The organism is Stenotrophomonas sp. 71799_Sma (assembly GCF_056482505.1).
In genome coordinates, this window is record NZ_CM151202.1 from 3,622,474 (window position 1) to 3,644,902 (window position 22,429).

At 67.3% G+C, this 22,429-nt stretch carries 19 protein-coding genes and 1 riboswitch; of the genes, 11 read left to right on the forward strand and 8 right to left on the reverse strand.

The genetic code is table 11. The annotated features are described in order from the left end of the window. Window positions 1-58: 58 nt before the first annotated feature. Entirely contained in the window at window positions 59-3,604 is a 3,546-nt protein-coding gene (locus tag ACZK4Z_RS16870; protein WP_478450929.1) for a hybrid sensor histidine kinase/response regulator, read from the reverse strand. A 166-nt stretch (window positions 3,605-3,770) separates the two neighbouring features. Between ACZK4Z_RS16870 and ACZK4Z_RS16875 the strand changes: the two genes are divergently transcribed. Genes ACZK4Z_RS16875 through ACZK4Z_RS16885 form a run of 3 tightly spaced genes read left to right on the forward strand, consistent with a single transcriptional unit; the run spans window position 3,771 to window position 5,562 of the window. Continuing rightward, the gene (locus ACZK4Z_RS16875) at window positions 3,771-4,403 is read left to right on the forward strand and encodes a YceI family protein (protein WP_032127796.1); all 633 of its coding nucleotides are present in this window, start codon (window positions 3,771-3,773) and stop codon (window positions 4,401-4,403) included. A gap of 10 nt (window positions 4,404-4,413) precedes the next feature. Then, on the forward strand, window positions 4,414-4,986 hold the full coding sequence (locus tag ACZK4Z_RS16880; protein WP_005410672.1) for a cytochrome b: 573 nt from the start codon (window positions 4,414-4,416) through the stop codon (window positions 4,984-4,986). A gap of 3 nt (window positions 4,987-4,989) precedes the next feature. Further along, window positions 4,990-5,562 (forward strand): YceI family protein, encoded by a 573-nt coding sequence (locus tag ACZK4Z_RS16885; protein WP_010482754.1) that lies wholly within the window; start codon window positions 4,990-4,992, stop codon window positions 5,560-5,562. A gap of 99 nt (window positions 5,563-5,661) precedes the next feature. Here the strand turns inward: ACZK4Z_RS16885 and ACZK4Z_RS16890 are convergent, their stop codons facing one another. Further along, complete coding sequence (locus tag ACZK4Z_RS16890; RefSeq protein WP_032127830.1) at window positions 5,662-5,892, reverse strand: glutaredoxin family protein; 231 nt, start codon at window positions 5,890-5,892, stop codon at window positions 5,662-5,664. 100 nt (window positions 5,893-5,992) lie between these two features. On the opposite strand from ACZK4Z_RS16890, the gene ACZK4Z_RS16895 reads away from it, so the two are divergent. Both ACZK4Z_RS16895 and ACZK4Z_RS16900 read left to right on the forward strand, forming a co-directional pair. Next, entirely contained in the window at window positions 5,993-7,375 is a 1,383-nt protein-coding gene (locus ACZK4Z_RS16895) for an L-serine ammonia-lyase (RefSeq protein WP_024956918.1), read from the forward strand. 122 nt (window positions 7,376-7,497) lie between these two features. Then, a complete protein-coding gene (locus tag ACZK4Z_RS16900) occupies window positions 7,498-8,493 on the forward strand; it encodes an alpha/beta fold hydrolase (protein ID WP_478450930.1) in 996 nt (331 codons plus the stop codon). Window positions 8,494-8,541: 48 nt separating this feature from the next. On the opposite strand, the gene ACZK4Z_RS16905 is transcribed toward ACZK4Z_RS16900, so the two are convergent. The 3 genes from ACZK4Z_RS16905 to metX are packed head-to-tail and all read right to left on the reverse strand — an operon-like array spanning window position 8,542 to window position 11,869. Further along, window positions 8,542-9,609 (reverse strand): homoserine dehydrogenase family protein, encoded by a 1,068-nt coding sequence (locus ACZK4Z_RS16905; RefSeq protein ID WP_049420952.1) that lies wholly within the window; start codon window positions 9,607-9,609, stop codon window positions 8,542-8,544. Beyond that, window positions 9,606-10,841 carry an O-succinylhomoserine (thiol)-lyase gene (locus tag ACZK4Z_RS16910; protein ID WP_478450931.1) on the reverse strand — a complete coding sequence of 412 codons (1,236 nt, stop codon included), beginning with the start codon at window positions 10,839-10,841 and terminating at the stop codon, window positions 9,606-9,608. The genes ACZK4Z_RS16905 and ACZK4Z_RS16910 overlap by 4 nt, the downstream gene beginning before the upstream one ends. Continuing rightward, on the reverse strand, window positions 10,838-11,869 hold the full coding sequence (metX, locus tag ACZK4Z_RS16915; RefSeq protein WP_478450932.1) for a homoserine O-succinyltransferase MetX: 1,032 nt from the start codon (window positions 11,867-11,869) through the stop codon (window positions 10,838-10,840). Before metX ends, ACZK4Z_RS16910 begins: the two co-directional genes overlap by 4 nt. A 77-nt stretch (window positions 11,870-11,946) precedes the next feature. Continuing rightward, window positions 11,947-12,065: riboswitch (SAM riboswitch) on the reverse strand. A 149-nt stretch (window positions 12,066-12,214) separates the two neighbouring features. Here metX and ACZK4Z_RS16920 point away from each other — a divergent pair. The 4 genes from ACZK4Z_RS16920 (at window position 12,215) to ACZK4Z_RS16935 (ending at window position 17,680) form a co-directional block, all read left to right on the forward strand. Further along, the gene (locus tag ACZK4Z_RS16920; protein ID WP_478450933.1) at window positions 12,215-13,099 is read left to right on the forward strand and encodes a M23 family metallopeptidase; all 885 of its coding nucleotides are present in this window, start codon (window positions 12,215-12,217) and stop codon (window positions 13,097-13,099) included. 66 nt (window positions 13,100-13,165) lie between these two features. Continuing rightward, on the forward strand, window positions 13,166-14,770 hold the full coding sequence (locus ACZK4Z_RS16925; protein ID WP_014038155.1) for a peptide chain release factor 3: 1,605 nt from the start codon (window positions 13,166-13,168) through the stop codon (window positions 14,768-14,770). A 214-nt stretch (window positions 14,771-14,984) separates the two neighbouring features. After that, window positions 14,985-15,623 (forward strand): PAQR family membrane homeostasis protein TrhA, encoded by a 639-nt coding sequence (gene trhA / locus ACZK4Z_RS16930; protein ID WP_005410682.1) that lies wholly within the window; start codon window positions 14,985-14,987, stop codon window positions 15,621-15,623. 83 nt (window positions 15,624-15,706) lie between these two features. Beyond that, a complete protein-coding gene (locus tag ACZK4Z_RS16935) occupies window positions 15,707-17,680 on the forward strand; it encodes an AsmA family protein (RefSeq protein ID WP_478450934.1) in 1,974 nt (657 codons plus the stop codon). A gap of 488 nt (window positions 17,681-18,168) precedes the next feature. Here the strand turns inward: ACZK4Z_RS16935 and ACZK4Z_RS16940 are convergent, their stop codons facing one another. The 3 genes from ACZK4Z_RS16940 to mtgA are packed head-to-tail and all read right to left on the reverse strand — an operon-like array spanning window position 18,169 to window position 20,386. After that, on the reverse strand, window positions 18,169-18,600 hold the full coding sequence (locus ACZK4Z_RS16940) for a CBS domain-containing protein (RefSeq protein WP_019336409.1): 432 nt from the start codon (window positions 18,598-18,600) through the stop codon (window positions 18,169-18,171). After that, the gene (locus ACZK4Z_RS16945) at window positions 18,560-19,579 is read right to left on the reverse strand and encodes a glycosyltransferase family 2 protein (protein ID WP_032130071.1); all 1,020 of its coding nucleotides are present in this window, start codon (window positions 19,577-19,579) and stop codon (window positions 18,560-18,562) included. Before ACZK4Z_RS16945 ends, ACZK4Z_RS16940 begins: the two co-directional genes overlap by 41 nt. Before the next feature lie 57 nt (window positions 19,580-19,636). Further along, the gene (gene mtgA, locus ACZK4Z_RS16950; protein ID WP_032130069.1) at window positions 19,637-20,386 is read right to left on the reverse strand and encodes a monofunctional biosynthetic peptidoglycan transglycosylase; all 750 of its coding nucleotides are present in this window, start codon (window positions 20,384-20,386) and stop codon (window positions 19,637-19,639) included. Between the two features lie 77 nt (window positions 20,387-20,463). On the opposite strand from mtgA, the gene hslO reads away from it, so the two are divergent. Together hslO and ACZK4Z_RS16960 are read left to right on the forward strand one after the other, a co-directional pair. Continuing rightward, complete coding sequence (hslO, locus tag ACZK4Z_RS16955) at window positions 20,464-21,357, forward strand: Hsp33 family molecular chaperone HslO (protein WP_478450935.1); 894 nt, start codon at window positions 20,464-20,466, stop codon at window positions 21,355-21,357. Window positions 21,358-21,473: 116 nt separating this feature from the next. Next, window positions 21,474-22,322 carry an XOO1806 family protein gene (locus tag ACZK4Z_RS16960; protein WP_049420960.1) on the forward strand — a complete coding sequence of 283 codons (849 nt, stop codon included), beginning with the start codon at window positions 21,474-21,476 and terminating at the stop codon, window positions 22,320-22,322. Window positions 22,323-22,429 lie beyond the last annotated feature (107 nt).

Consider the following 22,429-nt stretch of genomic DNA (forward strand, 5'->3'; position numbering starts at 1 on the left):
TACGGGCGTCGGCATGGTAAACCGAAAGTCGCGCCGTTCACGCCCGGCGCTGGCGCATTCAAAGGGCGGCTTGTCGTTTTGCGCGCGCCTGGGCAATGGCAGTCACCAGCATGTCACCGGTCACCGGCTTGCGCAGGAAGCCATCGAACCCGGCCGCCAGGACCTGGGTCTCGGCGTAGGCATCGGAGCGCGCGGTGACCGCCACCAAGGGGAGTTCATAGCCCATGGTGCGCAGCTGGCGAGCGATGGCGGTGCCGTCCAGCGCGGGCAGATCGAGATCGAGCAGGCCCACGTCAAAACCATCGGTGGCAATCTCCGAAAGCGCGCCCAGGCCATGCAGCACGTGCACCACGTCGTGGCCACGGCCACGCAGCAGGCCGGCGATGACCTCGGCCACGGTCGCGTCATCTTCCACCAGCAGGATGCGCAGCGGCGGCAGCACCGGCAGCACCGGCGAGTCGCCCGGCGCATTGGCGGCCTGCCGGATCCAGGGCAGCGGCAACCACACCCGGAATCGCGCGCCCTTGCCCGGCTGGCTGTCCACTTCGATGCGTCCGTTCATGGCTACGGCCAGCTCCTGGCAGATCGCCAGGCCCAACCCGCTGCCGCCATAGCGCGACGCGGTGCGCGGGCCGTCCGCCTGTTCGAAGCGATGGAACAGGCGGTCCTGCTGTTCGGCGTTGATGCCCGGGCCGGTGTCATGCACTTCGAAGCAGAGTCCGCCACCGTTCTCTTCCAGGCGCACGGCCAGGCCGACGTGCCCGCGCTCGGTGAACTTGATTGCATTGCCCAGCAGGTTGAGCAGGATCTGCCGCACGCGCATCTCGTCGCCGCTGACGCTGATCGGCCCCGGCGGATCGCCCCCACGCTGGAACCCCAGGTTGCGCTGCTTCGCCATCGGCTCCATCAACGCCTGCACCTGGTCGAGCAGGCCAGCCAGATCGAATGGTCGCAGGTCCAGCTCCAGCCGGCCGGCCTCGATGCGGGCCAGATCCAGCGCGTCATTGACCAGCCGCAGCAGGTGGCTGCCAGCCTGCTGGATCGAGCCTGCATAGCTGCGCTGCACCGCATCCAGCGGGGTGGCCAGCAGCAACTCGCTCATGCCGAGCACACCGGTCATCGGCGTGCGCACCTCATGGCCCAGCGTGGCCAGGAACCGGCTCTTGGCCTGAGAGGCCTGCTCTGCCAGTTGCTGCTTGTGCACGGTCAACTGCCATTGCTGGCGGCGGCGCAGGCGCGCACGGATCGACCACACCAGGATAAGCAGCAGCAGCGAGCCGATCAGCAGGTAGCCGAAGATCGCCATGCCGCTGCGCCACCAGGGTGGCAGCACCTTCACCTGCAACCGCTGTGAAGGCGTCCACGTGCCACTGGCCGTTGCCGCCTGGACTTCAATGACGTAGCTGCCGGTCGGCAGCCGCGACAGCGTGCGCTGGCCGTCACCGCCCTGCTCCACCCAGTTCTGGTCGTAGCCCTGCACCCGGAAGCGGTAACGGTTGCCCTGCGGATTGGCATAGGAAAGCAGTCGCGCATCGATCTGCAGATCACGATCATCCGGCCCCAGCAACAGCGTGCCGGTGGTCGGCAGCGGTTGCCAGCCGCGAGCATCATCGCGCCGCACGCGGACCTCGGCGATCACCAGCGACGACGGCGGCAGCACCGCATCGGCAGCATTCACATCGAACACGACCAGGCCGGTCTGGGCCACCGCGAGCACGCGACCATCGGCATTCACCGCCGGCGGCCTGCTGGTGAACTCGGCGTCGGGCAGGCCATCGCGTTCGTTGAACTGCTGCAGGCGGCGCGTCTTCGGGTCCCACCGCAGCAGGCCACGTGGCGTGGTCGCCCACAGGCGGCCGTCTTCGGCCAGCGCCAGTCCTCCCATGCTGACCGAGGGTACGCCAGCACTGCCATCGATGCGCTGGATCAGGCGCAGGCTCATGCCATCCCATTGGTAGCGTTCCAGCGCCCCCTGCCGGGCCAGCCACAGCTGCTGCGGATCCACCCACACCAGATCGTAGATCAACCCGCGCGAAACGCCCGGCACCGCTTCGAAGCGCCCGGCCTGTTCACGCCAGATCCCCATGTCGCCCATCACCCAGGCCTTGCCCTGGGCATCAAAGCGGATCTGCTCGACAGGTGAATCGGCTGTCTTGCGGAGATCCTCCAGCGGGTAACTACGCAGCACGCGGCCATCGGCGCTGCGCTGCTGCAGGCCCAGGTTCATCACCGACAGCCAGACCGTGCCATCGGGGGCCTGCCGCATCAGATCGATGCGCTGGCGCAGATCGGCTCCCCCATCGATATGCCAATCGTGCAGCGCGCGGGTGGCCGGGTCGTACACGCTGATGCGGCCGGCACGCCCCAGCCACAGGCGCCCGTCCGGCCGCGGCAGCACCGACCACACCGCCCCGCTGCCGATCTCGCGATCGCTGGCCAGCAACTTCAGTACTCCCTGCGCGTCCAGCTGGTACACGCCATGCGCTGAGCCGACGTAGTAATTCCGGCCATCACTGGCTGCACTCAGCAGGTACTGGCTGTCCAGCGGCTTGCCGTCAAGCTGGTTCCAGATCGAAAACCGGCGCCAGTCCGGCGGCAGGTAGGCCAGGCCCTGGGTCAGCAGCGCCACCCACAATCCGCCCTCATGGTCCTGCATCAGATCAAGCACACCGCTCTGGGCAGTGAGGAAGCCACTGCCGCGGTCGCCGTCGAGCCGCCGCAGCATGCTGGCATCTCCACGCAACAGGCCATCGGAGGTGCCCGCCCAGTAACCGCCCTGGCGATCGGCCAGCACCAGTGCCGAACGCAGGTGTGCACTGTCGGCCCAGCGCGGACGGCTGACCCGGTCCTGCGCGTCGATACGGTAGAGGCCGTCATTCTGGCTGCCGGCCCAGATCGAGCCATCGGGGTCGCGGCTCAGCCGCAATACACTAAGCGCCCCCAGTTCGCGCGGCGCGACAGCCTCGAATCCAGTCCCGTTCCAGCGCGCAATGCCCGCCTCGGTGCCGATCCACAGTCGCCCCTGCGCATCGACCAGGCTGCTGTAGATGGTATTGCTGGGCAACCCGCCAGGACGGGCCGGATCATGCTCGAAGAAGCGCAGGCTGCCGTCTTCACCGAAACGGCAGACGCCATGGCCACTGGTGCCGATCCACAGTGCATCCTCGGCGTAGGCCAGCGTCCAGAACTGGCTCATGCAGGGGCCGTTGACCGCATCGAAGGTCTTGAAGCGTTCGCGGTCGGCATCCAGCCGGGCCACGCCCTTGCCATTGATGCCGACCCAGACGCGGTCCAGGGGATCGACCAGCAGGGTCTCGATCTCGTTGCCGGGCAGCGAGCCCGGCTGCTCCGGATCATGTTCCCAGACCCGCAGGTTGCCGCCGTCATAGCGCACCAGGCCACCATCGGTGGCCGCCCAGATATGGCCCTGGCGGTCCTCGGCCAGCGCCAGCACCATGCGCGAGGGCATGCCTTCAGCTGCACCGAAACGGCGCAGGCGCGGTGTTTCCGCCATGTCGAGGGCCGTGGCCGCCGTGGCGAACGCCATCAGCAGCAGCCCCATTCCCGCGATGCCTCGGCACCACAGGCGCCAACCGCTCGTCATCCTGAACCCCCCTGTCCTGTCCCGATTGTCACACAGGGCCGGGTTCATGGCTGCAACAGCCTGTTTCCACCGGTGGACCCACCACGAACTGTTGCAGCCATGCACGCAACGTTGGCGGGGGGCTGTGCGTATGATCGCAACGTCCCCCTTCCGGAGCCCGCCATCGATGCGTCCCTGCCTGGCCCTGCTGCCGATGCTGCTCGCCACCGCCCCCGCCTGGGCGGATGCAGATACCTATCGCCTCGATCCGGTGCATACGCGTGTGCTGTTCACCATCGACCACGCGGGTTACTCGCAGGCGATGGGGACGGTCTCCGGCAGTGAGGGCCGCCTGCAGTTCGATCCCGACAACTGGCGCGAGGCCACACTGGATGTCGAGGTCCCCGTGTCGCGATTGGACCTAGGTGATGCCAAATGGAACCAGGCCACGCTGGCCCGCAGCCTTCTGGATGGCGAGCGTTTCCCGAAGGCACATTTCGTCTCCAGCCGGGTCGAACCGATCGATGCCAAGCGTGCGCACGTGATCGGTACCCTGACCCTGCGCGGCGTCAGCCAGGAAGTCACCCTGGACGTGACCCTCAACGCCATCAAGCGCTACCCCCTTCCCCCGTTCCGACGCACCGCCGGTTTTTCCGCCAGCACCACGCTGAGCCGGCGCGCGTTCGGCATCACCGCCTGGCCGGGCGTCATCGGTGATGCAGTACAGCTGAGGATCGAGGCTGAAGCCACCCTCGACCGCAGCGACGCCCCGGGAACTCCCGCTCCCGTTCCGCACTCCGACCCCAAGACGGCCCGCTAGAGGACCTTTCATGACCGCCAAGAACACCCCCGCCGCCTGGGGGAGTGTCAGCCAGATCCTGCATTGGTTGATCGCACTGCTGATCCTCGCCCTGGGCGTGGTCGGCCTGACCATGGGCGAACTGCCCAAGACGCCCAAGTACTTCTGGGTCTACACCGCACACAAGTCGATCGGCATCACCGTACTGGCGCTGGTGCTGTTCCGCCTCGGCTGGCGCCTGTACGCCGGCGCCCCCAAGCCGGTGCCGGGCGTGCCCAGCTGGCAGGAGCGCATCGCAAGCGCCACCCACGTGCTGTTGTATGTGCTGATGTTCGCCATCCCGCTGTCGGGCTGGCTGTACGACTCGGCCAGTGGCCTGCGCCCGTTCCGCTGGTTCGGCCTGGTTGATGTGCCCAAGCTGAGTGGCCCGGATCCGCAGGTCGTCGCGGTGTCCCACGCCATCCACGAATACGGCTTCTGGCTGTTGATCGCGGTGGTGCTGGCCCATGCCGGCGCTGCCTTCTACCACCACCTGTTCCAGCGCGATGCAACGCTGTCCCGCATGTTGCCGCGCGGCTGGCTCGCCTCCCCTCAGAAGGACTGACCGATGAACCTGAAACTGACCACTCCGGCCGCCGTGGCCGCCGCCCTGGCCGGCATGCTGGCCACCGCCCCGGCGCTCGCTGCGGACTACGCGCAGGCCCCCGGCGCCGGCTCGATCCTGGTGTTCGCCACCAAGTACGACGGCGAAGTGTTCACCGGCAGCTTCCCGGGCTTTGCCACCAAGCTCAGCTTCGACCCGGCCAACCCGGCCGCCGGTTCGCTGGACGTGGTGATTCCGCTGGCCGGTGCCAAGAGCGGCAACAGCGACCGCGACTCGACCCTGCAGACCGCCGACTTCTTCAACGTCGGCAAGTTCGCCACTGCGCGTTACACCGCCAAGGGCTTCCGTGCGGTGGGCAACGACCAGTTCGCCGCCGACGGCACGCTGGAGCTGCGCGGCGTCAGCAAGCCGGTCACCCTTACCTTCACCTGGAAGCCGGGCACCCAGCCGGTGTTGACCGGCAAGGCCACCGTCAAGCGCCTGGACTTCGGCGTCGGCAGCGGTGACTGGGCCGACACCAAGACCATCCCGGATGAAACCGCGATCAGCACGATCGTGAAGTTCGACGCGAAATGATCAACGGGCCGGGGCACCGCCCCGGCCATCATCTCCGGTGGTGCCGGCCGCTGGCCGGCAACCTCACCGATGCGGGTAGGTGCCGGCCAGCGGCCGGCACTACCGTTCGACGGCCAGCCAGGCTTGAACCGCAGCCGCGTCGAACGGCCAGTCCAGCTCACGGTCGCCGCGCTCGTCGCGCAGCACCGGCACCCGCGCGCCGTAGCGCGATTCCAGCGCTGGCTGGTCATCCAGGAACACCGATTCGAATTCCGGCGCCCGGGCCTTGGCCAGCTCGGCCAGCGCCATGTCGCACAGGTGGCAGTCGTCACGCTGGAACAGAGTCAACACCGGCAGGGTCCCCTTGGTGGAAATGCTGCGCCGCAGCCATTGAAGTGCGGCGTGAACCGCTAGAATAGCGGTCTCTTCCGGTACCCGCAGTACGGCAACCATGGCTGTCAGCACGTTCGACGTTTTCAAGATCGGCATTGGCCCGAGCTCCTCGCACACCGTCGGGCCGATGAAGGCCGCCGAGCGATTCATCCATCGCTGGCTGCTCGATCCGGGCCGCCTGCACGAGGTCGCGCGCATCCGCGCCGATGTCTATGGCTCGCTGGCGCTGACCGGCCGCGGCCATGGCACCGACAAGGCGATCCTGCTCGGCCTGGAAGGCCAGCGGCCGAACCTGATCGACCCGGACATCATCCCGGCCACCCTGGAGCGCATCCGCAGCAGCAAGCGCATCCAGCTGATGGGCCAGCACGAGATCGCCTTCGACGAAAAGCGCGACCTCGGCATGAACAAGCGCCAGAAGCTGCCGTACCACACCAACGGCATGCGCTTCACCGCGTACAACGCCGAGGACGAAGTGATCGCCACCCGCGATTATTACTCGGTCGGTGGCGGCTTCGTGGTCAACCAGGACGACGCGGCCGATGACCGCATCGTGCCCGACGAGACCCCGCTGCCCTACCCGTTCAAGAGCGGCGACGAGCTGCTGGCGCAGACCGCACGCAGCGGCCTGAGCATTGCCCAGTTGATGTTCGAGAACGAGAAGTGCTGGCGCAGCGAAGACGAGATCCGCGCCAACCTGCGCGAGATCTGGAGCGCGATGCAGTCGTGCGTCGCGCGCGGCATCCGCGAGGAAGGCGTGCTGCCGGGTGGCCTGAAGGTCGGCCGTCGTGCACCGGCGCTGTACCGCGAGCTGTCGTCGAAGCCGGAAGCGGCGATGCGCGATCCGCTGACCACGCTGGACTGGGTCAACCTGTACGCACTGGCGGTCAACGAAGAAAACGCCGCCGGTGGTCGCGTGGTGACCGCGCCGACCAACGGTGCAGCCGGCGTGCTGCCGGCGGTGCTGCATTACTTCGACCGTTTCTGCCCGGGCGCCAACGAGCAGCGCGTGTTCGACTTCCTGCTGACCTCGGCGGCGATCGGCATCCTGTACAAGGAAAACGCTTCGATTTCCGGTGCCGAAGTGGGTTGCCAGGGCGAAGTGGGCGTGGCCTGCTCGATGGCGGCCGGCGGCCTGGTCGCGGCGCTGGGCGGCAACCCGAGCCAGATCGAGAATGCTGCGGAAATCGGCATGGAACACAACCTGGGCCTGACCTGCGACCCGATCGGCGGCCTGGTGCAGATCCCGTGCATCGAGCGCAATGCGATGGGTGCGGTGAAGGCGATCAATGCCTCGCGCATGGCGATGCGCGGCGACGGCAAGCACAAGGTGTCGCTGGACAAGGTGATCAAGACCATGCGCGATACCGGCCGCGACATGCAGGACAAGTACAAGGAAACCAGCCGCGGTGGCCTGGCGGTGAACGTCATCGAGTGCTGATGGCCGCAGCCAGGCATGGCCTGGCTCTACCCTGCAGCCGGGCATGAGCCCGGCTCAACATCGGACGACGTCGTCACCGCGTTCCGGTTAGGCTCGGGGCTCCCCTGCCCCGGATTGGCCCCATGCGCGTGATCGCTGCTGCCCTGCTTGCCTGCCTGCCGCTGCCTGCCTTGGCCGCGCCCACCTACGGGCCGCGGCTGGAGGGTTTCGACTACGGCTATCCGGTGAAGATCTTCGCACTGGAGTCGCAGCGGCAGCCACTGGAAATGGCCTATCTGGATGTCCTGCCCAAGCGCCGCGCCATCGGCGTGGTGGTGCTGCTGCACGGCAAGAATTTCTGCGCAGCCACCTGGCAGCAGACCATCGCGCCGCTGCTGAACGCCGGCTACCGGGTGATCGCCCCGGACCAGGTGGGCTTCTGCAAATCCAGCAAGCCCGAACGCTACCAGTATTCGTTCGCGCAGCTGGCCGCCAACACCCATGCCCTGCTGCAACAGCTGCAGCTGGGTGATGTACCGGTGCACCTGGTCGGTCATTCGATGGGCGGCATGCTGGCGGTGCGCTACGCGCTGATGTTCCCGCAGGACCTGCGCAGCCTGTCACTGGTCAATCCAATCGGGCTGGAAGACTGGAAGGCGCTGGGTGTTCCCTGGCACAGCGTGGACACGTGGTACGCCGGCGAAATGAACATCAGCTATGACAGCATCCGCCGCTACCAGCTGGACGTGTACTACGACGGCAAATGGAAGCCGGCGTATGAACCGTGGGCGCGGATGCAGTCGGGCATGTATGAAGGCCCGGGCAAGCAGGTCGTTGCGTGGAGCCAGGCACTGGCATCGGACATGGTGTTCAACCAGCCGGTGGTCTACGAACTGAAGAATCTGCAGGTGCCGACCACGTTGTTCATCGGCCAGAAGGACCGCACCGCGATCGGCCGTGACCTGGCGCCGCCTGCGGTGAAGGCGACGCTGGGCAATTATCCGGTGCTGGGCAGAGCAGCGGCCGCGGCCATTCCGGGCGCGACGCTGGTCGAGTTCGCCGAACTGGGCCATTCGCCGCAGGTGCAGGACCCGAAGCAGTTCAATGCGGCATTGTTGAAGGCGTTGAGGTCGCGTTGAGATTGCGGGCCCGCCGGGCATGGCCCGGCGAGCGCAGCAGCACGGACATCAACCCACGATCCGCAGCACGTCATCCAGCAACGCGGCCGCAGTGACTTCCGCACCCGCGCCCGGCCCCTGGATCAGCAACGGCTGGCGGTGATAGCGATCGCTGTGGATGGCCACGCGGTTGTCGGTGCCCGCGCCCTGCGCCAAGGGGTGATCGGCCGGCAACTCGCGCAGGCCTACCTGCGCACCCTCGCCATCAACGCGGCCGACGAAACGCAGCACACGACCATTGTCGCGCGCCTGCTGCCAACGCGCCTGCAGCGGCGCATCCAGTTGCTCCAGTGCGGCCACCGCATCCTCCAGCGGCAGCGCTGCCAGCGCTTCAGGCACCAGTGAATCCACCTGCACCTGCGAAGCATCCAGCGCCAGCCCGCTGCTGCGCGCCAGGATCAGCAGCTTGCGGCGCACGTCCTCGCCGGACAGATCCAGACGCGGGTCCGGTTCGGTATAACCGGCCGCCAGCGCCTCGCGCACCGCCGCCGAGAACGGCGATTGGCCGTCATAGCGATGGAACAGCCACGCCAGCGAGCCGGACAGCACGCCCTCGATGGCGTGGATGTGGTCGCCACCGGCTACCAGCGCGCGCAGGCTGCTCAGCAACGGCAGGCCGGCACCGACGGTGGCGCTGTCGCCATAGCGTGCGCCACTGTCTGCGCAGCTCTCGGCGATGGCCGTGGCACGTGCCAGCTGCGCACCGCGGCCCAGCTTGTTGGCGGTGACCACGTGCACCCCACGCGCCAGCCACTGCACGTGACGTGCGGCCACATCTTCGCTGGCAGTGGCATCGACCACCACGTCACCCCGTTCCAGCCCTTCGGCGCTCGCCCATGGCGGTGAGCTGAGACCGTCACGCGGTGCGCGTCGTGCCAGCTCCAGCGGCAACGCCAGATCACGGTCGATCGCCAGTGCGGTGCGCGAATTGGCCAGCCACTGCACGCTGGGCAGTTCCAACCCGCGTGCCTGCAACGCCTGGTAGCGCTGCACGAAGGCAGAGCCCACCGTGCCGGTGCCGAGCAGCGCCAGGCGTCCCACGCCCAGCGCAGGAATGTCAGCGGCGAGCGCGCTCATGCATCCACCACCTGTTTGCGGCGCGCAGCCGCATCGATCACGGCTTCGGCGCGCTGCAGCGCTGCGCCGAGATCAGCCAGCAGGTCACGCTCGGCCTCGATGCCGACCGACAGGCGCAGCAGGCCTTCGCTGATGCCGGCGGCCGCGCGCGCTTCAGCGGTCATCGCCGCATGGGTCATGGTGGCCGGGTGCGCGATCAGGCTTTCGACGCCACCCAGCGATTCGGCCAGGGTGAAGCAGCACAGGCCATCGACGAAGGCACGCACTGCGGCATGCGGATCATCGCCTTCGCAGTCGGCCAGTTCGAACGACAGCATCGCGCCGAAGCCGCTTTGCTGGCGCGCGGCGATGGCGTGGCCCGGGTGATCGGCCAGGCCCGGGTAGTACACCGTGCCGACCGCCGGATGCTGATCCAGCAATGCGACGATCGACGCGGTGTTTTCCTGGTGCACGCGCAGGCGCGCATCCAGCGTGCGCAGGCCGCGCAGGGTCAGGAACGCATCGAACGGCGAGCCGGTCAGGCCCAGCGCGTTGCCCCACCACACCAGCTGCTCGTGCAGCGCCGGATCGCGCGCGACCACCGCCCCACCGACCACATCGCTATGGCCATTGATGTACTTGGTGGTGGAATGCAGCACAAGGTCCGCGCCGAACGACAGCGGCTGCTGCAGTGCCGGCGACAGGAAGGTGTTGTCGACTACCACCAGTGCACCGGCCTTGTGCGCGGCCTCGATGACGAAGCGCAGGTCGGTGATGCGCAGCAGCGGGTTGGACGGGGTTTCCACCAGCACCAGCTTCGGCTGCGTGGCCAGCGCCTGCGCCAGTGCGCGCGGATCGGTCAGGTCGGCGGTGACCAGTTCGAAGTGGCCCTTTTTCGCCAGCGCATTGAACAGGCGCCAGCTGCCGCCGTATGCATCGTGCGGCACCACCAGGGTGTCGCCCGGCTGCAGCAATGCGTTCAACACCAGGTTGATCGCACCCATGCCGGTGGCGGTGATGACGCCGCCGGCGCCGCCCTCCAGTTCCGCCAGCGCCTCGCCGAGCAGGTCACGGGTCGGGTTGCCACTGCGCGTGTAGTCGTACTGGCGCTTGTTGCCGAAGCCTTCAAAACTGAAGTTCGACGACAGCACGATCGGCGGCGTGACCGCACCATGCGCGGTGTCCCGATCGATGCCGGCACGGACGGCGGCAGTGGTGCGACTACAGGACGGCTCGTTTGCGTGCAGGCTCATGCGGACTCTCCAGAAGTGCGGAAGGCGGTGGCGAGGATCGCGTCGATGCGATCGGTTTCTTTGAGGAAGGCGTCGTGGCCGTAGGGCGAGCGCAGCACGCGCAGACTGCCGCGCGGGCCCAGCCCTTCGACCAGACCGACCAGGTCGGCCAGCGGCACCAGGCGGTCACCCTCCACCGCGACAACTACGGTGGGCGGCAGGATCGCGGTGGGGTCGACGCGGTGCAGGTCGATCGATTCGGACAGGCGCAGGTAAGCAGTCACCGGCGTGCGCGCGACGTACTGCGCACCGGCCGCATCGAGATAGTCTTCGGCGGCCACGCGCACGCGGCCATTGATCACTTCCGGCGCGGCATCGAAGCGCTCGCCGAACTCTTCCGGGGTGCGGTAGCTGAGCATGGCGAACTGCCGGGCCAACGCCAGACCGTGGTCTTCGCCGCACTGCAGCTGGCCCAACGCGACCGCGCGGCGCTGCAATGCGCGCCAGGCGGCGGCATACGGATGCGGGCGATGCGCGCCACTGGCCAGCACCAGCTGGCGCACGCGTGCACGGTGGCGGATCGCGAACTGCTGGCCGACCAGCGCCCCGTAGGAGTAGCCCACGAACGCCTTCAGCGTGCGGATGCCGAGATGGTCCAGCAGCAGCGCCAGTACATCGGCCTGGTCGGCGGTATCGATCGGCACATCCAGTGCACCATCGGCGCCGATGAAGTCGAAGGCCAGTACACGCAGCTGCTGCGGATCCAGCGCGCGCCCGCTGCCGACCAGGTCTTCGGCCCAGCCCTTCTCGCTGAACTGTGCATTGGACGCCACGTGGCGATGGGCGGAAATGCCACCGGCCAGCACCACCACCGGCGCATTGGCCGGGCCGACCCACTCATAGCGCAGGCGCACCGGGCTGGGGCCGGCGTGACGCATCGACAGCACCGCGGCGAACTCACCGCGCTCGGCATGCACGCGGTCTTCGACCGGCACGCTGACGGGGACAAAGGGTTCGGGGCGAATGGCGGTACTGGCGGCGAAGCTCATGGCGGGATCCGGTTGGGGAATCGGCCATCGAGCCTTCGCGGGGCCCGCGTTCGAGATGCACGTGGGGTGCATGGTTCGAACCATCTTTCGGTGGACGCCACGGTCCCCGCAGGATTTGGCACCTACGCAGACGCTTTCGCATCCGCGGGCTGCCCCGGCTTCAAAGGGCCTGTCCCTCTGCCGGTCTCGATGGTGGAGCCACGATGCCAGCCCTTTCCGGCACTGTCAATCCCTTCATGCGGATAAAGCGATGAATATTTTCAACGCGACTATGCGAAGGCGGTCGCGGTCGTCCTGTTCAGGATCGGCTACAGTCCCGGCGGTCCCTACCCTCTGGAACCACTGATGCTGCGCCTGCCCCTGACCTGCCTGCTGATGTCCCTGCTGGCGAGCACGACGGCCAGCGCCGGTGACTGGCGCCAGGGCTGGGGACTGGTTTCCCCCGCCACCCCAACCACCCACGCTGGCAGTGCCGAGGGCGCCGCCCCCATGGCCCGGCTGCGCCTGCAGCCGGTCGGCACGCAATGGCAGGCCCGGATCGACAATGGGCTGGCAGGACCGCTGCAGATCGAGCTGCGCGCTGCACCCGGACGCCCGGTCGAAGGGCTGCCGCTGCAATCGCTGATCCAGGGCGACAGCAGCCTGGTGGTCGGCCACCTGCCCGCCCCGCTCGATGGCCGCACGCTGGATCTGCGCCTGCAGTCGGTGCCGGGCAACCCGGCCGCACAGGCCGAAGATGTCGCCTATCGCCTGCCTTTCGATGCGGCCCGTCCGCGCGTGGACCAGGCGCCGCAGGGCCGGTTCAGCCACGATGACGAGGAGAACCGCGACGCGGTGGACTTCGCACTGCCGGAGGGCACGCTGGTGCTGGCCGCGCGCGAGGGCACGGTGATGCAGATCCAGGATGGCTTCCGTGGCAACGGCCAGGACCGCGAACGTGATGGTGCCCGCGCCAACTTCATCCGTGTGCTGCACAGCGACGGCAGCATGGCGCTGTACGGTCACCTGCAGGCCGGCGGCATGCGCGTGCGTCGCGGCCAGGCGGTGGGGCCCGGGCAGCCGCTCGGCCTGTCCGGCAACAGCGGCTTCAGCAGCGCGCCGCACCTGCACTTCGTGGTGCAGGTCAACCGCGGCATGGGCCTGCGCTCGGTGCCGGCACGGATCTTCGCCGAGCAGGGCCAGCTGCAGTTCGCCCGCCAGGGCGAGGCCGAAGGCGGCACCGGGCGCTGACCGCCCCCGGCCGGTATAATCGGGCGCTTATCTCTTTGAAAAGCGCCCCGGGCGGGCGCCACTGCCATGTCCGAAGTCGCCAACGAAGCGTCGCGTCGCCGCACCTTCGCCATCATCTCCCACCCTGACGCCGGCAAGACCACGCTGACCGAAAAGCTGCTGCTGTTCGGAGGCGCGATCCAGATGGCCGGTTCGGTCAAGGGCCGCAAGGCCGCCCGCCACGCCACCTCCGACTGGATGGCGCTGGAAAAGGAACGTGGCATCTCCGTCACCTCTTCGGTGATGCAGTTCCCGTACGAAGGCAAGATCGTCAACCTGCTCGACACCCCCGGCCACGCCGACTTCGGCGAGGACACCTACCGCGTTCTGACCGCGGTGGACTCGGCGCTGATGGTGATCGACGTGGCCAAGGGCGTGGAAGAGCGCACCATCAAGCTGATGGAAGTCTGCCGCCTGCGCGACACCCCGATCATGACCTTCATCAACAAGCTCGACCGCGAGGGCAAGGACCCGATCGAGCTGCTGGATGAAGTGGAAACCGTGCTGGGCATCCAGTGCGCGCCGGTGACCTGGCCGATCGGCATGGGCCAGCGCCTGAAGGGCGTGGTGCACCTGCTGACCGGCGAAGTGCACCTGTACGAACCGGGCCGCAACTTCACCCGCCAGGACTCGACCATCTTCCCGTCCATCGATGCGCCCGGCCTGGCCGAGAAGATCGGTGCACAGATGCTGGCCGACCTGCGCGACGAACTGGAACTGGTGCAGGGCGCCAGCCATCCGTTCGACCTGGACGCCTACCGCGCCGGCAAGCAGACCCCGGTGTTCTTCGGCTCGGGCGTGAACAATTTCGGCGTGCAACCGCTGCTGGACTTCTTCGTCGAACATGCCCCGTCGCCGCAGGCGCGTTCCACCACCGGCCGCGAGATCGCCCCGGAAGAGAACAAGCTGACCGGCTTCGTTTTCAAGATCCAGGCCAACATGGACCCGCAGCACCGTGACCGCGTGGCGTTCATGCGGGTCTGCTCGGGCCGCTTCAGCGCCGGCATGAAGACCTTCCACGTGCGCACCGGCAAGGAAATGAAGCTGGCCAACGCGCTGACCTTCATGGCCAGCGACCGCGAGATCGCCGCCGAGGCGTGGCCGGGCGATGTGATCGGCATCCACAACCACGGCACCATTTCCATCGGCGATACCTTCACCGAAGGCGAAGCAGTCACCTTCACCGGCATCCCCAACTTCGCCCCGGAACTGTTCCGCCGCGCACGCCTGCGCGATCCGCTCAAGCTCAAGCAGCTGCAGAAGGGCCTGGCCCAGCTGTCCGAGGAAGGTGCGACCCAGTTCTTCCGCCCGCTGACCAGCAACGACCTGATCCTGGGTGCGGTCGGCGTGCTGCAGTTCGACGTGGCCGCCTACCGCCTGAAGGACGAGTACGGCGTGGAAGCCACCTTCGAGCCGGTCAGCGTGACCACTGCGCGCTGGGTCCACTGCAGCAACGAGAAGAAGCTGGAAGAGTTCCGCGAGAAAAATGCGCTGAACCTGGCGCTGGATGCAGCCGGCCACCTGGTCTACCTGGCACCGACCCGGGTCAACCTGCAGCTGGCCCAGGAACGCTCGCCGGACGTGCGCTTCTCGGCCACCCGCGAAGCGGCGCATACGGTTTCGGTGGGCTGATGCCAGCGGGTCGGATCCCTTTCCGCAAGGAAAGGGCTCTGCCCCCGGCCGTCGCGGGTGGTTCATCCACGCATGGCGTGGATCTACCGCTCACGGATTCATCGGCGCAACGCAGGGATTCACCCACCATACGGTGACGGGCGTGCACACGGCGGCCATCGCGGCGATGATAGGGGGACGCGGGTCCCCCTCCCCGTGAACGATGCCCATGCCCATGTCCACGACGTCCATTGCTTCGATCCGTGAAGAAATCGCCAGCGCCCTGACCCATGGCCTGGGCGCGGTGTTCGCCCTGGCAGCCAGCGCGGTGCTGATCACCCTGGCTGCGATCTACGGCGACGGCTGGCAGCTGGCCAGCGCGATCGTATTCGGTATCGCGCTGTTGCTGCTGTACACCGCCTCCACCCTGTATCACGCCATCCAGCATCCGGTCGCCAAGGGCCGCTTGAAGGTGTTCGACCACTGTGCGATCTACGTGCTGATCGCGGGCACCTATACCCCGTTCACCCTGATCGGCCTGCGTGGTCCGTGGGGCTGGGGCCTGTTCACCGCGATCTGGGCGCTGGCGCTGGGCGGCGTGGTGTTCAAGCTGTTCTACACCGGCCGCTTCAAGGTGCTCTCAACGGTGATCTACATCGCCATGGGCTGGCTGGTGGTCGTGGCGATCAAGCCGATGTGGGCTTCGATCGACGGCGGCACCCTCACCTGGCTGTTCGCCGGTGGCCTGTCGTACACGCTGGGGACCTACTTCTACCACCGTGAATCGATCCCGTATTCGCATGCGATCTGGCACCTGTTCGTGATCGGTGGCAGCGTCTGCCACTTCGTCGCAGTCACCATGCAGGTGCTGTAAACCAGCGTTCGAACGCGGCGTGTGCACACCACGCACATGGACGCTTCGCGCCCTGTCCACGAAGAGGGGGCAACCATGGTGGCGTGAATGCTGCCGCCTCCCCTGACGCAAAGCGCACGACCCGCTGGCGCCTCCACCGCCCCGGCCCACGAGGCCGGCGCTGGCTCACGATCCTGATCTTCCTGCTGGCGGCACTCCTGCTGCTGATCGCGTTATGGGACTGGAACTGGTTCAAGGGGCCGGTTGAGCGTGCGGTGCAGGCACGTACCGGCCGTGCGCTGCACATCGGGAACCTTGATGTCGACCTCGGCCGCACCAGTACGATCCGCGCCGATGCGATCACCTTCGCCAATGTAAGCTGGGCGAAGCAACCCGATATGGCCACCGCAGACCGCGTCGAGATCGACGTGCGGGTGTGGCCGCTGCTGCGCGGCAGCGTGCAGCTGCCCGAAGTACGCCTGACCCGGCCGGACGTGCTGCTGGAAACAGCGCCGCGCAAGGGCGACCCGGGCAATTGGAATTTCCTCGGTGGCAGCGCCGGTGGGACCAGCCCGCAGCTCAAACGGTTGCGCATCGATGACGGTCGCCTGCAGTTCCTCGACGCGCTCGGCCGTACCGATATCCGCGTGGACGTGCGCAGCGGCCAGCCGAAACAGGCCGATGCGGCGCCACCGCTGCTGGTACAGGGCAAGGGACACTGGCACGGCAATCCGTTCACCCTGCGTGGCGGCACGGAATCACCGCTGGAGCTGACCGACAGCGACCATCCGTTCCGCATCCATCTCGATGGCCGAGCAGGCGCCACCCACGCGGTAGCCAGTGGCACGCTGACCAATCCCTTCCAGCTGCGCGTGTTCGATCTGCAGTTTGCGCTCAGTGGCCAGGACCTCGCCGACCTCTATCCGCTGCTCGGCATTGCCATTCCGCCGTCGCCGCCCTATGCGTTGAATGGCCGGCTCAAGCGCGACCACAACGTCTGGCACTACGACGCCTTCACCGGCAAGGTCGGCGACAGCGACCTCGTTGGCAATCTGCAGTTCGAAGTGGGCGGTGCGCGGCCGCGGCTGACCGCCACGCTGGAATCCAAGCGCCTGGACTTCGATGACCTTGCCGGCTTCGTCGGTGCCCCACCGAAAACCGGCGGCGGCGAAACCGCCAACGCCGAACAGAAGGCCGAGGCCGCACGGGTTGCCGCCCGCGCACGCGTGCTGCCCGACACGCCCTACAACCTCGGCAAGCTGCGCGCGATGGATGCCGACGTGCGCTGGAAGGCCCACCGCATCAACGCGCCATCGCTTCCGTTGGATGACATGGATGCACACCTGTTGCTGGATGACGGCGTACTGCGGCTGGACCCGCTGAACTTCGGCGTGGCCGGAGGCGATATCCGCAGCACGATCCGCATGGACGCGCGCCGTCCGCAGATCAGCACCGCCCTGAAGGCCAGCGTGCGCGGCGTGCAGCTCAGCCAGCTGTTTCCGGACGCGAAACTGGCCGAGCAGGCCAAGGGCGGCATCGGCGGCGAGGTGGACCTGAGCGGCCGCGGCAACTCGATCGCCGCAATGCTCGGCAGCAGCAGTGGCAAGGTCGGCCTGGCGATGGGCCGCGGCCATGTCGGCAACCTGGTGATGGAACTGGCAGGGCTGGACATCACCGAATCGCTGAAATTCCTGGTGACCGGCGACAAACAGATTCCCCTGCGCTGCGCCTTCGCCGACTTCGGCGTGCGCGACGGCCTGATGACCAGCCAGGCGCTGGCGGTGGACACCACCGATACGATCCTCATCGGCGAAGGCACGGTCAGCCTGCGCGACGAGACCCTGGACCTGCTGCTGAAACCGCGCCCGAAGGACAAGAGCATTCTGGTACTGCGCTCTCCACTGCACATCAGTGGCACGTTCAAGGACCCGTCCTTCCGCCCGGACTTCAAGGCGTTGGGGATTCGTGGCGCGGTGGCCCTGGTACTGGGCAGCATTGCCCCGCCGGCGGCGTTGCTGGCGACCATCGAACTGGGGCCGGGCAAGGATGCCGACTGCGGGGGGCAGTATGCGAAGTAGGGTTACAGCGTTGTTCGCGGCGCCTCGTTTTTCCGCGCGTAGAGCCGGAGCAAGGCGACAGGCAGGACACGCCGTAAATACGTCCCTGTAGGCTCGGTCGGCGCATCCATGCGCCTCACGGTCCTGCCTGCCGCCTTGCTCCGGCTCCGGACAGTTTCCAGCGCGCGCGGAACGAGAGCGGAAATTCAAAGTCAGAAGAGAAAAGCAAATTCAAAAGCTGTTGCCAACCAAGGTTGGCAGCTACCAAAAGCAGATCGTCTGCGGCGAATCTCACCGCGCTCGCGGCAATGTATCCAGAGGCAGAGGGCATGGGCGTGCAGGACCGTTGGCGCCATGGATGGCGCCATCGAGCCTACAGGGACGTACTTGCGGCGTGTCCTGCACGCCCATGCCCTCAGCCTCCCGGCGTACCAGGAAGGCGCTGCCCTCAGCTCTGGCTCTGGCTTCGAAAAGCGGGCCGGCGGGCCGCAGGCCCGCCAGCGAACACCTCACCCCGCCACGATGTACTGCTGCAGCTGATCCAGCTCGCGCCGCTGCGCATCGATCACCGACTTCACCAGGTCGCCGATGGAAATCACCCCCAGCACCTGTGCCCCCTCCACCACTGGCAGGTGGCGGATGCGGTAGTCGGTCACCAGCTGCAGGCAGTGCTCCACCTGCTCGCCCGGCGACACCGTCACCACCTTCGCCGTCATGATCTCGGCCACCGCCGTATCCCGCGACGAACGATCACGCAGCACGATCTTGCGCGCGTAGTCGCGCTCCGAAAGGATCCCGACCAGCCGCGGACCGTCCATCACCAGCACCGCGCCAATGCCCTTTTCCGCCATCAACCGGATCGCATCGATCACCGCCGCATCCGGCGCGACCGCATGTACTTCAGGAGACTTGCCGTCCAACAGTTGCCGTACCGTGGTCATCTGCCTGCCCTCCGAGGGTGGGTTGCAGGGCCGAGTCTGCCACGGCGGATGCTAGCCAGGCGTCAACCAGGTACAACGGGCGCTGCTTGGATTCCTCGTACAGCCGTCCCAGGTACTCGCCGATCAGGCCCAGCGCGATCAACTGCACCCCGCCCAGGAACAGGATCACCGCCATCATCGTCGGCCAACCCGCCACGCGGTCACCGTACAGGGCCGCCTTGGCAATCACCCACACGCCGAATACAAAGGCCACCGCCGCCGTTGCCAGGCCCATGTAGGTCGCCGCCCGCAGGGGAACGGTCGAGAACCCGGTGATGCCCTCCAGCGCGAAGTTCCACAGCCGCCACAGGCTGAACTTGCTGGAGCCGGCCACCCGCGCGTGACGGTGGTAGGGCACAGCAATACGCTTGAATCCGACCCAGCTGAAAAGGCCCTTCATGAAGCGGTGGCGTTCACGCATCTCGCGCAGCGCACTCAGCGCGCGTGGCGACAACAGACGGAAATCACCGGTGTCGGCAGGGATCGGCGTGCGTGACAGGCGACCGATCACCCGATAGAACGCCGCCGCCGTGGCGCGCTTGATCCAGGCTTCGCCATCGCGGGCCATGCGCGTGCCATAGACGTTGTCATGGCCCTCGCGCCAGCGCGCAACGAACTGCGGCACCAGTTCCGGCGGGTCCTGGCCATCGGCATCCAGGATCATCGCCGCGCCGTCGCGCACCAGATCCAGGCCGGCAGTCAGCGCGGCCTCCTTGCCGAAATTGCGCGACAGCTTCAACGCCGATACGCGCGCGTCGTCCTGCGCCAATCCTGCGATCACCTGCCAGGTACCGTCGTGGCTGCCATCGTCCACATACAGGATGTGGCCATCGATGTCGGGCATTCCGTCCAGCACCGCACACAGGCGGGGATGCAGGCACGGCAGCGCCTGCTCCTCGTTGTAGGCGGCGATGACGACAGTAAGGCGTTCGCGGTTCATGCCCGGATTGTACGTTGCCTGCAGGTGCATGGCCTGCCGCCCCGAGGGCAGGTGTCCTCAGTCTTCCGACAGGTAAGCCGCGCCGCCCAGCTGCCGTGCCTGGCGCTGGATCCATGCCGCGCGCCGCTGCACGTACGGCCCTGGCTTTGCCGCGTTGTAGCGCCGCGGTGCCGGCAACACCGCCGCCAGCCGTGCACTCTCGGCCGGACTCAACCGGGACGCATCCTTGCCCCAGAACGTCTGCGCCGCCGCCTGCGCGCCATAGACGCCATCGCCGAACTCGGCGATGTTGGCGTACATCTCCAGGATCCGTTCCTTCGGCCACAGTGCTTCGATCAGCACCGTGTACCAGACTTCCAGGCCTTTGCGGATCCAGCTGCGGCCCTGCCAGAGGAACAGGTTCTTGGCGACCTGCTGGCTGATCGTGCTGGCCCCCCGCAGGCGTCCGCCCTTGGCGTTGTGGTCGCGGGCCTTCTCGATGGCCTGCAGGTCGAAGCCATTGTGGTCGGGGAAGCGCTGGTCCTCCGCGGCCACCAGCGAGATCGGCAGGCTCGCTGCCATCTGGTCCAGGTCGCGCCACTGGTAATGCAGGCGATAGGACCAGTCGGCCTCCCCCAATGCCTCGCCATAGCGCCACAGCATGACCGTGGATACCGGCGGGTCGATGAACCGCAGCACCAGTACCTGCAGGCAGCTGAAAGCGGCCAGCAGCAGCGGCAGCCAGAGCAGCCGTTTCCAGCGCCAGCGCCTGCGGCGCGGGACTTCCGCGATGGCCTCCACCTTGTGCTGCTCTCCCCCTGCCCCCATTACTGGTGCATCCTTCTTCTATCCGGTTGTCGGCGCATTATCCGGCAACCGCCCTCGTTTACGCGCGATGTGAGCCGATGACCGCCAACCCCGATTCCCTGATCCGCTTCCTGCTCCCCGACGCTGGCGTCCGTGGCGTCCACGTGCGCCTGCAGGCGACCTGGCAGGAGATCCTGTCCCACGCCGAGTACCCGGATACCGCCGCCGAACTGCTCGGCGAGGCCTGCGTGGCCTCGGCGCTGTTCACCGGCCACACCAAGATCGATGGCCGCCTCTCGATCCAGCTGCGCAGCAGCACCGCGCTGCGCACCCTGTTTGCCGAGTGCACCGCTGCCGGTACCCTGCGCGGCATCGCCCAGCTCAGCGAGGGCACCGATGCGCCGCGCGACCTGTCCAGCCTGGGTGATGACGCCCTGCTCGCGATCACCATCGAGAACCCGGGCCTGGACCCGCGCGAGCCGCAGCGCTACCAGAGCCTGGTCGCGCTGACCGCACCGGAGCTGGACGAGGCCTTCGAGGACTACTTCCGCCAGTCCGAACAGCTGCCGACCCGCCTGCTGCTGGCCGCCGACCGCAACGGCGCCGCCGGCCTGCTGCTGCAGAAGCTGCCGGGCGACGAGGGTGACGAGGACGGCTGGGCGCGTGCCAGCGCCCTGTTCGAGACCCTGGGCAAGGCCGAGCTGCTGGCGACCCCGGCCGAGCAGTTGCTGCACCGCCTGTTCCACGAAGAGAAGCCGGAACTGATGGGCGGCAAGCCGCTGTCCTTCGCCTGCTCCTGTTCCCGCGAGCGGGTCGCGTCGATGCTGCAGTCGCTGGGCGAGGACGAGGCCCGTGCCGCAGCCGCGGACACCGACGCCGTCGAGGTCCGTTGCGAATTCTGCGGGCGGGAGTATCACTTTCCTTTGACGGAGTTCGGCATACTGTTCCAAGGTGCCGAGGGGACTGTACCGGCGCCTGAACGGCTTCAGTAAACGGCTTGTCTTGCATCTGGGGGGATCAAGGCTTGTTAAGAATTCATAAACACCCTAGGATCAAGTTCCCGTCTCCGCGGGAACTTCCGTTGTCCGTCCCTGTCTGAACTGGTCCGATGCGTACCTTCCTGCGTCTACCGCTGGCCCTGCTGATCGCCCTTGGCGCGATCACGGGCGTGCACGCGCAGAGCAAGGACACCCGGACCGTGCTGCCGGTATGGAACAAGGGCAGCGGCAAGGTCGAGGCCCTGCTGTACCTGGAGCCCACCGGTGAACAGGCCGCCGGCGCCCGCTGGCACTTCGGCCGCAACTCGCTGGATGCGGCCTTCGGCCTGTCCTCCGGCGATTCGCTGGGCCTGCTCTGCAACAGCAGCAGCGGGACCAGCATGAGCGGCCTGGCCAGTCACTGCATGCTGGCCAGCCTGGGTGACGACGACGACCTCAACAGCCGCCGCTTCACCGGTACCGCCGCGCTGAACCGCGGCAGCAGCCGTCTCGGCATCACCGCCGGCACCGGCCGTGAAACGCTGCCGGCGTGGCTGTCCGGCCCGAACAAGACCCCCTCGCTGCGCGCCGAGCAGAACGATCTGACCGTATTCGCGCAGAAGAACATCGGCCGCGAGGGTTTTGTCTCGATCGCCGGTACCTACGCCAAGGCCCGCCTGGTACCGCTGGCCGATGCCGCACCGTCCATCGTCGACCGCTGGGACAGCAAGAGCCTGAGCATCGGCGCCGGCTACGGCAACTTCACCGGCAGCATCATCGGCCGCGTGATCGACGTGCCGGGCAAGCCCGGCAAGTGGGAGGGCCTGGGCATCGGCCTGACCTGGCGTACCCCGTGGTCTGGCCAACTTACCGTTGGCGCCGAAAACGTGATCAGCCGCGGCAAGAATCCGTTCTCCCCGCGCAATGAAAGCAATGACGACGGCACCGTGCCGTATGTGCGTTACGAACAGGATCTCTGACCCCACCTCCTGGGTCTTCCTGCAGTGACTTCTCCCGGGCGCCGAAAGGCGCCCGTTGCGTATGCGCGTTCGTGATACACGCAGAGCGCTTTTCGACGAATTGGATA